Here is a 16108-nt window from a genome sequence, read left to right on the forward strand (position 1 = left end):
CGGCCGTTGCAAGCCAAACCTTGGAGGGATTTCCCGATTTCTTTGTGACAGAAAGCCAAGTAACATCCCGCTGTCATAAAAATGACCGACCGTGCATATACAGTCGGCGCGCCGTGGGCGGAGCGAGGGAGCCCGCCGGGTCGAAACCAGGAGAAATCATGTCGATCAAGAAGATTGCGGGGGCCGCAGCAGTATTGGCCGCGTGTACGTTTGCGCAAGGCGCGTACGCGGTGACGGAAATCCAATGGTGGCATTCGATGGAAGGCGCCTTGAACGACAAGGTGAACGAGATCGCCGCCAAGTTCAACGCGAGCCAGTCCGACTACAAGATCGTGCCGGTCTACAAGGGCCAGTACGATGAATCGCTGGCTGCGGGCATCGCGGCATTCCGCGCCGGCAACGCACCGGCCATCCTGCAGGTGTTCGAGGTGGGTACCGCGACGATGATGAACGCCAAGGGCGCCATCGTGCCGGTGGCCAAGGTCATGAAGGACGCCGGCGAGAAATTTGATCCGAAGGCCTACGTGCCTGCTGTGGCTGGCTACTACACGTCGAACAAGGGCGAGATGCTGTCGTTCCCGTTCAACAGCTCGACGACGATCATGTATTACAACAAGGACGCCTTCAAGAAGGCCGGCCTTGACCCGAACAAGCCGCCCGCAACGTGGCAGGAAGTGGCCATCGATGCGGCCAAGCTCAAAGCCGCAGGCGTGCCCTGCGGCTACACGACCGACTGGCAGTCGTGGGTGCATCTGGAGAGCTTCTCGGCCTGGCACAACGTTTCGTTTGCGACCGAGAACAATGGTTTTGGTGGCGCAAAGGCTCGCTTGAACTTCAATGGCCCGGTGCAGATCAAGCACATCCAGAACCTGCTCGACATGGAGAAGAAGGGCTACTTCACCTACGCCGGCCGCAAGGACGAGCCGAAGGCGAAGTTCATTGCGGGTGAGTGCGCCATGCACACGGGTTCGTCGGCAGCGCTGGCGAACATCCGCAAGGGCGTGGGTACCAAGTTCGCCTTCAGCCCGGCTCCGCTGCCGTACGAAGCCGGCGTGCCGGGCGCCCCGCAGAACACGATCATCGGCGGCGCTTCGCTGTGGGTGATGGGCGGCCACAAGGCTGAGGAGTACAAGGGCGTCGCGAAGTTCTTCTCGTTCCTGTCGCGTCCGGATATCCAATCTGACTGGCACCAGTCGACCGGCTATCTGCCCGTCACGATGGAAGCGTATGAGCTGACCAAGAAGTCCGGCTACTACGACAAGAACCCGGGCGCCGACGTGGCCGTCAAGCAGATGATCGTCAAGACGACCGACAAGTCGCGCGGCATTCGTCTGGGCAACTTCCCGCAGATCCGGCAGGTGATCGACGAAGAGCTGGAAGCCGTCTGGGCCGGCAAGAAAACGCCAAAGGAAGCGCTGGATACGGCTGTGGCACGCGGCAACGAGCTGCTCGCCCGCTTCGAGAAGACCGTCAAGGAATAAGCGCCGATTCGGTGCTCGTCTAAACCGCCGGCCTCGTGCGTTCGCACCGGCCGGCGGTGCGTTTTTGGAATGTCGCATGGAAAAACGCGTCGTTTTTCGGTCGCGCTGGCTGCCGTATGTGCTGGTGGCCCCGCAGATCGTCATTACTCTGGTGTTCTTCTTCTGGCCCGCGGGGCAGGCGCTGTATCAGTCGCTGCTGCGCCAGGATGCCTTCGGCATCAACCTCGAATTCGTGGGGCTGGAGAACTTTCGTGATCTCTTCAACGATCCGACCTATCTCGGGTCGTTCCAGACCACGGCGGTGTTCGCCATTGGCGTTGCGCTGGTGGGTCTGGGCACCTCGCTGGCGCTGGCGTACTTTGCTGACCGCGCGCTGCGTGGTGCCACGTTCTACAAGACCCTGCTGATCTGGCCGTACGCCGTTGCGCCGGCCGTGGCTGGCGTCTTGTGGAGCTTCCTCTTCAACCCGACGCTGGGCATCGTGTCGTTCGTGATCCGCAAGATGGGCGTGGACTGGAACTTCGTGCTCAACGGCGGTCAAGCGCTGACGCTGGTGGTCATCATCGCGGCGTGGAAGCAGATCAGCTACAACTTCCTCTTCTTCCTGGCGGGGCTGCAGAGCATTCCGAAGTCGCTGATCGAAGCGGCGGCCATTGACGGTGCGGGGCCGTGGAAGCGCTTCTGGTCGATCGTTTTTCCGCTGCTGTCGCCCACCACGTTCTTCCTGATGGTGGTGAACGTCGTGTACGCGTTTTTCGACACCTTCGCCATCATCGATTCGGTCACGCAGGGCGGGCCGTTCAAAGCGACGGAGACGCTGGTGTTCAAGGTCTATCAAGACGGCGTGCGCGGTCTCGATATCGGTGGATCGGCGGCCCAGTCGGTGATCCTCATGGCCTTGGTGATCGTGCTGACGATCGTCCAGTTCCGCTACGTCGAACGCAAAGTCCAATACTGAAAGGGGGGCAACCGTACCATGATTGAACGCCGTCCGTTCCTGGACTTCTTCACTCACGTCGTGCTGATTCTTGGCGTGATCGTCGTGGCGTTTCCGGTGTACGTCGTCTTCGTCGCGTCGTCGTTGACGGCCGAAGACGTGCTGCAAGCACCGATGACGTTGATTCCTGGTCCGCACCTCATCGAGAACTACCGCACGGTGCTCACGTCGGGCATGGGCAACTCGGCCACGCCGGTCGGCACCATGCTGATGAACAGCCTGATCATGGCGTTGGGCATCTCGCTCGGGAAGATCGCGATCTCCATCATCTCGGCCTTCGCGATCGTCTATTTCAAGTTCCCGCTGCGCAAGACGTTCTTCTGGCTCATCTTCGTTACGCTGATGCTGCCGGTGGAAGTTCGCATCCTGCCCACGTACAAGGTGGTGTCGGATCTCGGCATGCTGAACACCTACGCTGGCATGACGATTCCGATCATCGCGTCGGCCACGGCCACGTTCCTGTTCCGGCAGTTCTTCCTGACCATTCCCGATGAACTGGCGGAAGCTGCGCGCATCGATGGCGCCGGCCCGCTCAAGTTCTTCTGGGATGTGGTGCTGCCGCTCTCGCGCACCAGCATCGCGGCGCTGTTCGTGATCCAGTTCATCTACGGCTGGAACCAGTACCTCTGGCCGCTCCTGATCACGACGGAAAAGAACATGACCCCCATCGTGCTGGGCGTGACGCAAATGATCTCCCGCTCTGGCGATTCCGCCACCGACTGGAACCTGCTGATGGCCACCGTGATGCTGGCCATGTTGCCGCCCGCGGCAATCGTGATCGGCATGCAGCGGTGGTTTGTGAAGGGCCTCGTCGAAACCGAAAAGTAAAAGAAGCAAGATGGCAAAACTTTCGCTACGCAACGTGCAGAAGCATTACGCCAACCTCCAGGTCGTGCACGGCATCGACATGGAAATCGGCGACGGGGAGTTCATCGTCATCGTCGGCCCGTCGGGCTGCGGCAAGTCCACGCTGCTGCGCATGGTGGCGGGGCTGGAGCCCATCACCGGTGGTGAAGTGTGGATTGGCGACCGCGTCGTCAACGAACTGGAGCCGGCCGAGCGCGATATCGCGATGGTGTTCCAGAACTACGCGCTGTATCCGCACATGAGCGTGTTCGACAACATGGCCTACGGCCTGAAGATTCGCGGCTTGCCCAAGAGCGATATTCAGGCGCGTGTGGAACAGGCGGCGGGCATTCTTGAACTCGGCAAGCTGCTGGATCGCAAGCCGCGCCAGCTCTCGGGCGGCCAACGCCAGCGTGTGGCCATGGGCCGCGCGATCGTGCGTGAGCCGGCCGTGTTCCTGTTCGACGAGCCGCTCTCCAACCTGGATGCCAAGCTGCGCGTGCAGATGCGCCTGGAGCTGAAGGATCTACATCGCCGTCTGCGCACGACGAGTCTTTACGTCACGCACGATCAAGTTGAAGCGATGACGTTGGCTGATCGCATGATGGTGCTCAACGGCGGGCGGGTCGAGCAGATCGGCACGCCGCTTGAGGTGTACTCGCGTCCGGCCAGCACGTTCGTGGCGGGTTTCATCGGTTCGCCGCCGATGAACCTCGTGCCCGTGTCGCGCCATGCCGGCGGCGGTACGCAGATCCGGGTGGATGGTGCGAAGGAGGGTGAGGCTGCCGCCACGCTGGGCCACCTGCCGATGGGCCTTCACCTGCCCGAGCGCGCGCTGATGGGTTTGCGCCCCGAGCACATCGAGCCGTGCTCTGCCGATGAGGCCATCGCCTTGATTGACGTGCGCGTGGTCGAAGCCCTCGGTGCAGATGCGTTCGCGTACGGCACGCTGGCGGGTCACCCTGTCGTGGTCCGCCTGGAACCGCACGCCAGCGTAAAGGCCGGTGACAAGCTGCCGATCACCGCCTCGGCCGAGCATCTGCACTGGTTCGACCCGCAAACCACGCGCCGCATCGAGGCCCTGGCATGACCGGCGCACGCGTCTTGCCGGCCTGGCCGTATCCGCGTGCCATTGCACACCGTGGCGCGGGCAAGCTGGCGCCCGAGAACACGCTCGCTGCGTTCCGCCATGGCGCATCGTTCGGCTACCGCATGTTCGAGTTTGATGTGAAGCTCTCCGGCGACGGCGCATCGGTCCTGTTGCACGATGCCACGCTGGATCGCACCACCAACGGCGCAGGCCGCCTCGATGCGCTCACGCTCGGTCAGATTGCGCACCTCGACGCAGGCAGTTGGCACAGCCCCGCCTATGCCGGCGAGCCGGTGCCGACGCTGGCAGCCATCACGCGCTACCTGCGCGCCAACAACTTCCTCGCCAATATCGAGATCAAGCCGGTGCCGGGCGCCGAGTGGCGCACGGGCGCTGCTGTCGCGCTCGACGCCCGCACGCTGTGGGCCGGCGCCGACGTGCCGCCGCTGCTGTCGTCGTTCTCCGAAGAAGCGCTGGCCGCCGCGCGCGAAGCTGCGCCGGAGTTGCCTCGCGCTTTGCTGCTCGACAAACTGCCCGCTGATTGGCTCGATCGCCTGCGTGCATTGGATTGTGTTGCGCTCGACGCCAACCATCGCGAACTGACGCCCGAAATCATTGACGAGGCACACGCCGCAGGGTTTCGCGTCTGCTGCTACACGGTCAACGACCTGGACCGTGCGCAGTTGCTCTGGGGCGCTGGGCTGGATGGGTTGATCACCGATTGGGTTGACCGCATTTCGCCCGCCTGAATGTGATCAAGGCATGGCTTTGACGTGGCATAACAACGGTCCTTTGTCACGTCAAAGAATCAGAATATTGCTTATAAACATGCTATGCTTCCCCTCCGTGAAGACTTAGGTCCTTCCCGCACAACTTGTCTGTAAAAGCTGTCTCGGTACCTCCTTTCTGCATTGCGCGATCCGGTCCGACCAGGTGATTTCAGGCGATTTAGTTTGCGATCCGCTAACCGGTCAAGCCGTGTCGCGGAAGGTTGATGAACCCGCTGAACTCCGGCAGACCCGGAGAAAAGTGAGCGCCCCATGACAGAGCTGTATAAGCAGTACCAGGACACTTCGTACCTGTCCGGCGGTAACGCCGCCTACGTTGAAGATCAGTACGAAGCGTATCTTCAAGATCCCACGTCCGTTAGCGAGGCCCTGCGCGCGTACTTCGATGCGCTGCAGAACGTCCCCGCCGTCGACGGTTCCAACGCCCGGGATATCCCCCACGCCCCCATCGTCACGTCGTTTGCTGAGCGCGCCAAGTCCGGCCCGATCAAGACGATTGTCGCGTCTGCCGATTCCGATATGGGTCGCAAGCGCGTGTCGGCCACGCAGCTGATTGCCGCGTACCGCAATGTGGGCCTGCGTTGGGCCGATCTTGATCCGCTCAAGCGTCAGGAGCGCCCGCCGGTGCCGGATCTGGACCCGGCTTTCTACGGTTTCACCGAAGCCGATCAGGACATCATCTTCAATGCCAGCAACACGTATTTCGGCAAGGAGTCGATGAGCCTGCGCGAGCTGGTCAACAACCTGCGCGAAACGTACTGCGGCTCGATCGGTGCCGAATTCATGTACATCAGCGACCAGGCCCAAAAGCGCTGGTGGCAGGAGCGTCTGGAAACCATTCGCTCCAAGCCGACGTTCTCGGCTGAAAAGAAGAAGCACATCCTGGAACGCCTGACGGCCGCTGAGGGCCTCGAGCGCTTCCTGCATACCAAGTACGTCGGTCAGAAGCGCTTCTCGCTGGAAGGCGGCGAGAGCTTCATCGCGGCGATGGACGAACTGATCCAGCACGCCGGCGCCAAGGGCGTGCAGGAAATCGTGATCGGCATGGCCCACCGCGGCCGCCTGAACGTGCTGGTCAACACGCTGGGCAAGATGCCCGCCGACCTGTTTGCCGAATTCGAAGGCAAGCACGTGGACGACCTGCCGGCCGGCGACGTGAAGTACCACAAGGGTTTCTCGAGCGACGTCACCACCCCGGGCGGCCCCGTCCACCTGTCGCTGGCGTTCAACCCGTCGCACCTGGAAATCGTCAACCCGGTCGTGGAAGGCTCGGTCAAGGCACGTCAGGAACGCCGCGGTGACAAGCACGGCGCGCAAGTGCTGGCAGTGCAGGTGCACGGCGACGCGGCCTTCGCAGGCCAGGGCGTCGTGATGGAAACGCTGAACCTCGCACAGACGCGTGGTTACGGCACGGGCGGTACGATCCACATCGTCATCAACAACCAGATCGGTTTCACGACGTCGGACCCGCGCGACTCGCGCTCGACGCTGTACTGTACCGACGTGGTCAAGATGATCGAAGCGCCGGTCCTCCACGTGAACGGCGACGATCCGGAAGCCGTCGTGCTGGCCATGCAACTGGCCGTGGATTACCGTACCGAGTTCCAGAAGGACATCGCGGTCGACATCATCTGCTTCCGCAAGCTCGGCCACAACGAGCAAGACACGCCGGCGATGACGCAGCCGCTGATGTACAAGAAGATCGGCACGCATCCCGGTACGCGCAAGCTCTACGCAGACAAGCTCGTCACGCAGAACACGCTGAAGACCGAAGAGCCGGACGGCCTCGTGCAGGAATTCCGCGCCGCCATGGACGCGGGCAAGCACACGGTCGACCCGGTGCTGTCGAACTTCAAGAACAAGTTCGCTGTGGACTGGATGCCGTTCCTGAACCGCAAGTGGACGGATGCGGCCGATACCGCCGTGCCGATGGCCGAACTCAAGCGTCTGGCCGAACGCATCACCGCCATCCCGGATCATTTCAAGCTGCACCCGCTGGTTGAGAACGTCGTCAACAACCGCGCCAAGATGGGCAAGGGCGAGCTGTCGCTGGACTGGGGCATGGGCGAGCACCTGGCCTTCGCATCGCTGGTGGCGTCGGGCTATCCGGTGCGTATCACCGGTCAGGACGCTGGTCGCGGTACGTTCACGCACCGCCACGCCGTGCTGCACGATCAGAACCGCGAGCGTTGGGACGCCGGCAGCTACATCCCGCTGCAGAACGTGTCGGAGAGCCAAGCTCCCTTTACGGTGATCGACTCGGTGCTGTCGGAAGAAGCCGTGATGGGCTTCGAATACGGCTATTCGTCGGCTGAGCCGAACACCCTGGTGATCTGGGAAGCCCAGTTCGGCGACTTCGCCAACGGCGCACAGGTGGTGATTGACCAGTTCATCTCGTCGGGCGAAGTGAAGTGGGGCCGCGCCTCAGGCTTGACGCTGATGCTGCCGCACGGCTACGAAGGCCAAGGTCCGGAGCACAGCTCGGCACGCCTGGAGCGCTACTTGCAGCTCTGCGCAGACCACAACATGCAAGTGGTGCAGCCGACCACGCCGGCACAGATCTTCCACCTGCTGCGTCGCCAGATGATCCGGATGTTCCGCAAGCCGCTGATCATCCTGACGCCGAAGTCGCTGCTGCGTAGCAAGGACGCTGTGTCGCCGCTGTCGGATCTGGCCAAGGGCCATTTCGAAACGGTGATCGCCGATACGGCCGAAGATCTGAACGCCGCCAAGGTCAAGCGCGTCGTGGCCTGCTCGGGCAAGGTCTACTACGACCTGGTCAACGCCCGTAAGGAACGTGGCCTGACCGACACGGCCATCATCCGCGTGGAACAGCTCTATCCGTTCCCGCACAAGGCGTTCGCAGCCGAGCTGAAGAAGTATCCGAACCTCGCTGAAGTGGTGTGGTGCCAGGACGAGCCGCAGAACCAGGGTGCCTGGTTCTTCGTGCAGCACTACATCCTCGAGAACATGACCGAGGGGCAGAAGCTGGGCTACGCAGGCCGCCCGGCATCGGCATCGCCGGCCGTGGGCTACTACGCGAAGCACAACGAGCAGCAGAAGGCGCTGATCGATGCCGCGTTCGGCAAGCTCAAGGGCTTCGTGCTGAACAAGTAAGCGACCTCTGCACCAGGGCGGCAGCTTCGGCTGTCGCCTTGACGCATCTTCGCTCCCGAATTCCACCGTATATCGAATTAGCGCGGCTCCCGCACAAGAGGAGTACGTGCACATGAATCCAAGGAAGCACCGAAATGGCTATCGTTGAAGTCAAGGTCCCGCAGTTTTCCGAGTCCGTTGAAGAGGGCACGCTGATCTCCTGGAAGAAGAAGCCGGGCGAAGCCGTGGCCCAGGACGAAATCCTGATCGAAGTCGAGACCGACAAGGTCGTGCTGGAAGTGCCGGCCCCGTCGGCTGGCGTGCTGGCTGAAGTGCTGGTGGCGGACGGCGCAACCGTGACGTCGGAACAACTGCTGGCCAAGATCGACACCGAAGGCAAGGCAGGCGCTGCCGCTCCGGCTGCTGCTGCACCGGCTCCCGCAGCTGCTGCACCGGCACCGGCTGCCGCCGCTCCGGCCGCTGCTGCTGCGGGTGGCGTGGCCATGCCGTCGGCTGCCAAGCTGATGGCTGAGAACAACCTGTCGGCTGGCCAAGTGGCCGGCACGGGCCGCGATGGTCGCATCACCAAGGGCGACGTGCTGGGTGCCGTGGCTGGTGGCGCCAAGCCGGCTGCCGCTGCCGCTGCCGCTCCGCAAGCCGCTCGTCCGGCGCTGCAGCAAGTCGCTGCACCGGTAGATTTCGCCGCCCTGGGCGACCGTCCGGAAGAGCGCGTGCCGATGAGCCGCCTGCGTGCCCGTATCGCCGAGCGCCTGGTGCAATCGCAATCGACCAACGCCATCCTCACCACCTTCAACGAAGTCAACATGAAGCCGGTGATGGACTTGCGCGCCAAGTTCAAGGACCAGTTCGAGAAGACCCATGGCGTGAAGCTGGGCTTCATGTCGTTCTTCGTGAAGGCGGCTGTCCACGCGCTGAAGAAGTACCCGGTCATCAACGCCTCGGTTGACGGCAACGACATCGTGTACCACGGCTACTTCGACATCGGTATCGCTGTCGGCTCGCCGCGCGGCCTGGTGGTGCCCATCCTGCGCAATGCCGACCAGATGAGCCTGGCCGATATCGAGAAGAAGATTGCCGAATTCGGCCAGAAGGCCAAGGACGGCAAGCTGACGCTCGACGACCTGACCGGCGGTACGTTCTCGATCTCGAACGGCGGCACGTTCGGCTCGATGCTGTCGACTCCGATCATCAACCCGCCGCAATCGGCCATCCTGGGCGTGCACGCCACCAAGGACCGTGCTGTGGTGGAGAACGGCCAAGTCGTCGTTCGCCCGATGAACTATCTGGCCATGTCCTACGACCACCGCATCATCGACGGCCGCGAAGCCGTGCTGGGTCTGGTGGCGATGAAGGAAGCGCTGGAAGACCCGGCCCGCCTGCTGCTGGATCTGTAAACCTGCCCACGGTCCTACTGCGCGACCCGATCTTGAACCTGCGGTGCTCGCCGTACCCGTGTACGGCCGCGCTTCTCGCTCCAACCTAGGGCCGCTCGCTACAGACCGTGAACAGGTTTAAACCGATTGTTGACGTTCCCGCTTAGGCGGGAACGACAGACCAAAGGATTTCTCCATGAGCAAAGAATTTGACGTGCTGGTGATCGGCGCCGGCCCCGGCGGTTACATCGCCGCCATCCGCGCTGGTCAGCTCGGCCTGAACGTGGCCTGCTGCGAAGACAACCCCTACGACGATCCGAAGGGCGAGCCGCGCCTGGGCGGCACCTGCCTGAACGTCGGCTGCATTCCCTCGAAGGCGCTGCTGGCCTCGTCGGAAGAGTTCGAGAACGTGAACCACCACCTGGCCGACCACGGCATCACGGTGGACGGCGTCAAGGTCGACGTGGCCAAGATGCTCAAGCGTAAGGACGACATCGTCGGCAAGATGACGAAGGGCATCGAGTTCCTGTTCCGCAAGAACAAGGTGACGCTGCTCAAGGGCCACGGCAAGTTCGTCGGCAAGACTGACGCCGGCTATCAGGTCGAGATCGCGGGCAAGGCCGGCACGGAAGTCGTGACCGCCAAGCACGTGATCATCGCGACGGGCTCGAAGGCTCGCCACCTGCCGGGCGTGACGGTCGACAACGTGACCATTGCCGACAACGAAGGCGCACTGAAGTTTGGTGAAGTGCCGAAGAAGCTGGGCGTGATCGGCGCTGGCGTGATCGGCCTGGAGCTGGGTTCGGTGTGGCGCCGTCTGGGTGCCGAAGTGACGATTCTCGAAGCGCTGCCGAGCTTCCTCGGTGCGGCTGACGAATCGGTTGCCAAGGAAGCCAACAAGCTGCTGACCAAGCAGGGCCTGAAGATCAACGTCGGCGTGAAGGTCGGCGAGATCGAATCGTCGGGCAAGGGCGTGAAGGTGAACTACACCGACGCTGCCGGCGCTGCGCAAGTGCTGGAGTGCGACAAGCTGATCGTGTCGATCGGCCGCGTGCCGAACACCGACAACCTGGGTCTGGAAGCGATCGGCCTGGCGGCGGATCAGCGCGGCTTTATCGAGGTCGATGAGCACTGCGCGACCAAGCTTCCGAACCTGTGGGCGATCGGCGACGTAGTGCGCGGCCCGATGCTGGCGCACAAGGCTGAAGACGAAGGCGTGGCCGTGGCCGAGCGCATCGTCGGTCAGAAGCCGCACATCGACTACAACTGCATTCCGTGGGTCATCTACACCTACCCGGAAATTGCATGGGTGGGCAAGACGGAGCAGCAGCTCAAGGCCGAAGGCCGCGAAACCAAGGCCGGCCAGTTCCCGTTCATGGCGAACGGCCGTGCACTGGGCATGGGCGCATCCGACGGTTTCGTGAAGGTCATCGCCGACGCGAAGACCGATGAAATCCTGGGCGTGCACATCGTGGCAGCCAACGCCTCGGACCTGGTTGCCGAAGCCGTGGTGGCGATGGAGTTCAAGGCTGCAGCCGAAGACATCGGCCGCATCTGCCATCCGCACCCGTCGATGTCGGAAGTGATGCGCGAAGCTGCGCTGGCCGTCGACAAGCGTCAGCTCAACATGTAAATCGCAAGCCGTAAGGCAAGCACGATGCCCGGTGAATCCACAAGATTGCCGGGCATCGGTCCATTTGGGCCCGCAAACGGTGCCCCATGCAGAACAAGCAGATGAACGTCCAGGAAACCTACCTGCAGGAACTGAAGGCGCGCGGCTATCAGCCCGACGAAGCGCAACAACGCGCCGTCGATCGTCTGCAGCGGTGCTACGACGAATGGGTCGCCTACAAGGCCCGTCGATCGAATGCGCTGCGCAAGATGCTCGTGCGCCCCGATTTGCCGCGTGGCGTCTACATGTGGGGCGGGGTCGGGCGCGGCAAGTCGTTCCTGATGGATGCGTTTTATAGCTGCGTGCCGTTGGTGCGTAAGACGCGCCTGCACTTTCACGAGTTCATGCGCGAAGTGCATCGCCAACTGGAAGAACTGCGCGGCCGCGCGGATCCGCTGGACGAGCTGGCCCGGCGCATCGCCAAGCGCTACCGCTTGATCTGTTTTGACGAATTCCACGTCAGCGACGTTGCCGACGCGATGATCCTGCACCGCTTGCTCGATCAGTTGTTTGCCAACGGCGTGCAGTTCGTGATGACATCCAACTATCGGCCCGACTTGCTGTATCCGGACGGCTTGCACCGCGACCGTGTGCTGCCGGCCATTGCGCTGCTGCAGGAGAAGCTCGACGTCCTCAACGTCGATGCGGGCGTCGACTACCGCAAGCGGGCGATGGAGCAGGTGCAGGCGTACTACACGCCGCTAGGCGCCAAGGCCAACTCGGCGCTGCGCGATGCGTTCGCTGCGGTGGCCGGAGTGCCGGACGAGTCCCCGGTGCTACGCATCGAGCACCGGGAGATTCGCGCGGCGCGCAAGGCGGGCGGGGCGGTGTGGTTCGATTTCGCCACGCTGTGCGGGGGGCCGCGCTCACAGAACGATTACCTGGAAATCGCCTCACGCTTTCACACCGTCATCCTGGCCGATGTGCCGAAGATGACGCCGCGCATGGCGTCTGAAGCGCGCCGCTTCACGTGGCTGGTCGACGTGTTCTACGACCACAAGGTCAAGCTGCTGATGTCGGCGGAGGTGCCGGCGGAAGAGCTGTACACCGAAGGCCAGATGGCCAACGAATTCCAGCGCACCGTGTCGCGCATCGTCGAGATGCAGTCGCGCGAATACCTCGAGGCACCTCGCCGCGAAGTGGACACGTCACTGACCTGAGCGTGCTGAGCCTTGCCTTAGTGTGACGTCGGCGGCGAATTGCGGTGCGACGGCGGTGCCTGCGAGGGCCCCAGGCTTGCGCCAAAGAAGTCCTGTGGCAGGCGCTCGGTCTTGCGGTTGACGTTGCGGAACGCGCCTTCGACCAGCATGGGGGCGACGTTGCTCACATCGGTTTGCGAAGCCATGGTCACGTCTTCGGTAAAGCCGCGTTCGCACAGTTCGCGGCCGGACACTGAATCAAGCAACCACGCTTTCATCATGCCGGTCCGCGACGCCTCGCGATAGATCGCACGAGCGGCGAGCGCTTCGGGCGACAGCGCTTGGGGCAAGAATCCCGCCACCGTTTCCGACAGGTGATGCACGATCGCCCCGGCGGCCAACCAGTCTTCCAGGGCCGGGCGCAGGCTGCCATCAGCCCAGCGCTCTCCTGACGCCACCACAGCCACGCGACGGCCCAACCGCGACGCGGCTTCCGCCACCGCGCGCGCGTTGCGCAGGCAACCAGCAAACGTCGGCGTCGACCCGGTGGCGAGTGCGAGCGTTGCCCCATTGGGCGAGGGCAGGACCAAGCTGCTGCCGATGGGCAATTCACGCAGCGACGCTGGCGAGAGCGTATACCCCGCCTGGCTGCGGTTGTAGCCCGCTAGCATGGCGCCGGCGCGGCGCGCGAAAGTTTCAGCGCTGGCGTCGCGCCATGGATACGGATAGATGCGTGCCCCGCGCGCCACGGCCACATCCACACAGGTGCAAAAAGACAGCACGTCCACCACGATGACGGCGTCGCAATGTGGCGCCAGCGCGGATGCTCCGTGCTCACCCCATTCACAGTGGATGTTGTACAGGCTGAATTCGGTTGCCATGTCGCGCCCTCCTGTTTGCCTGGTGCAGCTATTCACTATAGGCGGCCTATTTTTTTATGGGAGGGTAGGCGTGGTTGATGTGCGCTGAGAATCGCCTGACCGGTGGATTCTTATTGCGCCGTGCTTGATGCGCATCAAGGGCGCGCCCGGGGTTACTGGCTAGCATCGTCCCCATAATGACGACGATATTCGCCCCCAACCATCCAACCGCGCCGGTTGACGGCATAAGCTCGCCTATCGGCCCGAGCGGGGCAGGCGCGTCGCACGTCACCTGCTATCACTGCGCGTCGCCACTGGACGGCGCCACGGCCGTCCATGCCGACATTGGCGGCAAGTCCCGGGAATTTTGCTGCGCTGGCTGTCAGGCTGTCGCGCAAACGCTGCACGCCTCCGGCATGGGGCACGTCTATGACGGCCCAATCGCCTTCGCCAAGCCGATCGAAGGCGACCGTCGCACCGAAGCCGAAGCCGTTTGGGCGACCTACGATCTGCCCGTCATGCGTGAGCGCTTCGTACGCACACGGGCTGACGGCGCGGAAGAACTTTCTCTTGCCATCAGCGGCATGCGTTGCGCCGCGTGTGTATGGCTGATCGAGCGCGCGCTCTCGCGAGTGCCAGGCGTGCGCGAAGCCACCGTCAATTACGCCACGGAACGCGCGCGCATCGTTGGAGATGCCGGGGCGATGCGGCTGTCCGCGGTATTTGCCGCCGTTGCCGACGTCGGATACGAAGCGTGGCCCGACCAGCCATCCGCCCGCCGCACTGCCGAAGCGCGTGAGCGCCGCAGCCTGCTGATCCGCTTGGGGCTGGCGATGCTCGGGATGATGCAAGTGATGATGTACGCGTGGCCGGTTTACCTGCACGGCAGCGACATCCCCGTGAGCCAGACGCGCCTGATGCAGTGGGCCAGCTTGATGCTGACCGTGCCGGTGGTGTTGATTTCTGCGCGGCCCATTTTCGTCAATGCTTGGCGGCAAGTGCGGCATGCGCACGTCGGCATGGATGTGCCCGTGGCGCTGGGAGTCGGCGCGGCGTTCATTGCCAGTGTGCTGGCGACTTTGCGTGGTCATGGCGAGACGTATTTCGATTCCGTGACGATGTTCGTCGCTTTCCTGCTGGCGGCGCGCTATCTCGAACTGCGTGCGCGACAGAGTGCTGCTTCTGGCGCTGAAGCGTTGGTGCACCAGTTGCCAGCCACCTGCCGTCGCTTCCATGCCGAAAGCGGCGCGCTGGAAACCATCCCCGTTGCAGCCTTGCAGCAAGGCGATTGCGTGGAAGTGCGCGCCGGCGAAGTTCTGCCCGCCGACGGCACCATTGAACGCGGCACCACCGAGATCGACGAATCGCTTCTCTCCGGTGAAAGCGTGCCGCGTCCGCGTGACGTGGGCGCGACCGTGCTGGCGGGCAGCTACAACGTCGTGAGCGCCATTCGCGTGCGTGTGAACCGCGTGGGCGCCCAGACGCGCCTTGCCGCCATCGTCGATCTGCTGGAACGCGCACTGTCGGACAAGCCCCGTATGGCTGAACTCGCCGATCGTGTGGCCGGGCGCTTTGTGGCAGTGCTGCTCGGTTGGGCGCTGCTGACGGCGATCGCGTGGTGGTGGATCGATCCGACTCGCATGTTTGCCGTCACCGTGGCGGTGCTGGTGGTGAGCTGCCCATGTGCGTTGTCGCTGGCCACGCCGTCTGCATTGGCCGCAGCCAGTGGCGCGCTGGCACGGCGCGGTGTGCTGGTCACGCGCGGTCACGCGATCGAGAGCCTGGCAGCCGTGACGGACGTGCTGCTCGACAAGACCGGTACGCTCACCGAAGGGCGTCTGCGCTTGCTGAGCATCGAGACATTCGCCGATGTGGATGCCGAGCACTGCCTCGCATTGGCGTGCGCGATGGAGCAATCCGAGAATCATCCGATCGCCCAGTCGTTGCGCGCCGCCACCTCCGCTGAAATGCTTTTGCCAACGTTGGGGCGCGTGACGAATGTGCCGGGGCAGGGCGTGTATGCCGCGGCTGATAACCAGTTGGTGCGTCTTGGTACGCAGTCGTTCGCAGCAGCGCGCTACGCAGATCAGCCGGTTGCTTCCATTCGCTACGGCACGCAAGCGCCGATGGAGGAAGTGCCGCCGGCGGCCGCATGCACGTCGATCTGGCTCGGCCGCGATGGCCAACCGCTCGCGCGCTTCACGCTGGCCGATACGCCACGTGCCGATGCGCCCGCATGCTTGAGCGCGTTGCGTGCACAAGGATTGCGCCTGCATCTCGTTTCCGGCGATGCGCCAGAGACCGTGCACTGGTGGGCCAACCGCCTTGGCATCGACCGCGCCGTGGGCGGCGCCAGCCCCGAAGACAAACGTGCCTATGTGCGCCAGCTGCAGGCAGACGGCGCTCGCGTGCTGGCCGTCGGCGACGGCATCAACGACGCGCCGTTGCTCGCGCAGGCGCAGGTCTCCATCGCCATTGGGTCCGGTGCGCCGCTGGCCCAGGCCGGTGCGGATGCCATTCTCACCGAGCCTCGCCTGTTTGCCATCAGCGAGGCCGTGTCGATTGGCCGTCGCACGTTGCGCGTGGTGCGCCAGAACCTTGGCTGGGCCTTCGCTTACAACGCGATCAGCATTCCGCTCGCCACGCTTGGGTGGCTGTCGCCGCTGGTAGCGGGCATCGGCATGTCGGTGTCGTCGTTGCTGGTGGCGCTCAATGCGTGGCGTTTGTCACGTGCCGCTTAAGGAG

Annotated in this window: 11 protein-coding genes; 10 read left to right on the top strand and 1 reads right to left on the bottom strand. The window is 63.4% G+C overall.

All coding sequences use genetic code 11. The annotated features are described in order from the left end of the window. The first annotated feature begins 158 nt into the window (after positions 1-158). From ugpB to zapE, 9 genes are all read left to right on the top strand, one after another. Positions 159-1481 (top strand): sn-glycerol-3-phosphate ABC transporter substrate-binding protein UgpB, encoded by a 1323-nt coding sequence (ugpB, locus tag ACTJK4_RS14990; RefSeq protein WP_322016544.1) that lies wholly within the window; start codon positions 159-161, stop codon positions 1479-1481. 76 nt (positions 1482-1557) lie between these two features. Next, complete coding sequence (ugpA, locus tag ACTJK4_RS14995) at positions 1558-2439, top strand: sn-glycerol-3-phosphate ABC transporter permease UgpA (RefSeq protein ID WP_232042537.1); 882 nt, start codon at positions 1558-1560, stop codon at positions 2437-2439. Between the two features lie 18 nt (positions 2440-2457). Next, positions 2458-3306, top strand: coding sequence for a sn-glycerol-3-phosphate ABC transporter permease UgpE (gene ugpE, locus ACTJK4_RS15000; RefSeq protein WP_440818277.1), 849 nt, complete (start codon positions 2458-2460; stop codon positions 3304-3306). A gap of 10 nt (positions 3307-3316) precedes the next feature. Further along, complete coding sequence (locus ACTJK4_RS15005; RefSeq protein ID WP_316868831.1) at positions 3317-4414, top strand: sn-glycerol-3-phosphate import ATP-binding protein UgpC; 1098 nt, start codon at positions 3317-3319, stop codon at positions 4412-4414. Beyond that, a complete protein-coding gene (gene ugpQ / locus ACTJK4_RS15010; RefSeq protein ID WP_440818278.1) occupies positions 4411-5163 on the top strand; it encodes a glycerophosphodiester phosphodiesterase in 753 nt (250 codons plus the stop codon). Before ACTJK4_RS15005 ends, ugpQ begins: the two co-directional genes overlap by 4 nt. A 291-nt stretch (positions 5164-5454) precedes the next feature. Beyond that, positions 5455-8319 (top strand): 2-oxoglutarate dehydrogenase E1 component, encoded by a 2865-nt coding sequence (locus ACTJK4_RS15015; protein ID WP_232042540.1) that lies wholly within the window; start codon positions 5455-5457, stop codon positions 8317-8319. Between the two features lie 134 nt (positions 8320-8453). Further along, a complete protein-coding gene (gene odhB, locus ACTJK4_RS15020) occupies positions 8454-9713 on the top strand; it encodes a 2-oxoglutarate dehydrogenase complex dihydrolipoyllysine-residue succinyltransferase (protein ID WP_440818279.1) in 1260 nt (419 codons plus the stop codon). Positions 9714-9888: 175 nt separating this feature from the next. Next, positions 9889-11325: a dihydrolipoyl dehydrogenase gene (gene lpdA, locus ACTJK4_RS15025; RefSeq protein ID WP_440818280.1), complete on the top strand. Its 1437-nt coding sequence runs from the start codon at positions 9889-9891 to the stop codon at positions 11323-11325. Positions 11326-11426: 101 nt separating this feature from the next. Beyond that, positions 11427-12524 carry a cell division protein ZapE gene (zapE, locus tag ACTJK4_RS15030; protein WP_414561404.1) on the top strand — a complete coding sequence of 366 codons (1098 nt, stop codon included), beginning with the start codon at positions 11427-11429 and terminating at the stop codon, positions 12522-12524. Between the two features lie 17 nt (positions 12525-12541). Here zapE and ACTJK4_RS15035 read toward each other — a convergent pair whose 3' ends face one another. Beyond that, entirely contained in the window at positions 12542-13384 is an 843-nt protein-coding gene (locus ACTJK4_RS15035; RefSeq protein WP_440475849.1) for a 2-phosphosulfolactate phosphatase, read from the bottom strand. 176 nt (positions 13385-13560) lie between these two features. Between ACTJK4_RS15035 and ACTJK4_RS15040 the strand changes: the two genes are divergently transcribed. Beyond that, positions 13561-16104, top strand: a complete 2544-nt coding sequence (locus ACTJK4_RS15040; RefSeq protein ID WP_440818281.1) for a heavy metal translocating P-type ATPase — start codon at positions 13561-13563, stop codon at positions 16102-16104. The last annotated feature ends 4 nt before the right edge of the window (positions 16105-16108 follow it).

Source organism: Ralstonia sp. 22111 (assembly GCF_052045895.1).
GTDB lineage: Bacteria > Pseudomonadota > Gammaproteobacteria > Burkholderiales > Burkholderiaceae > Ralstonia > Ralstonia wenshanensis.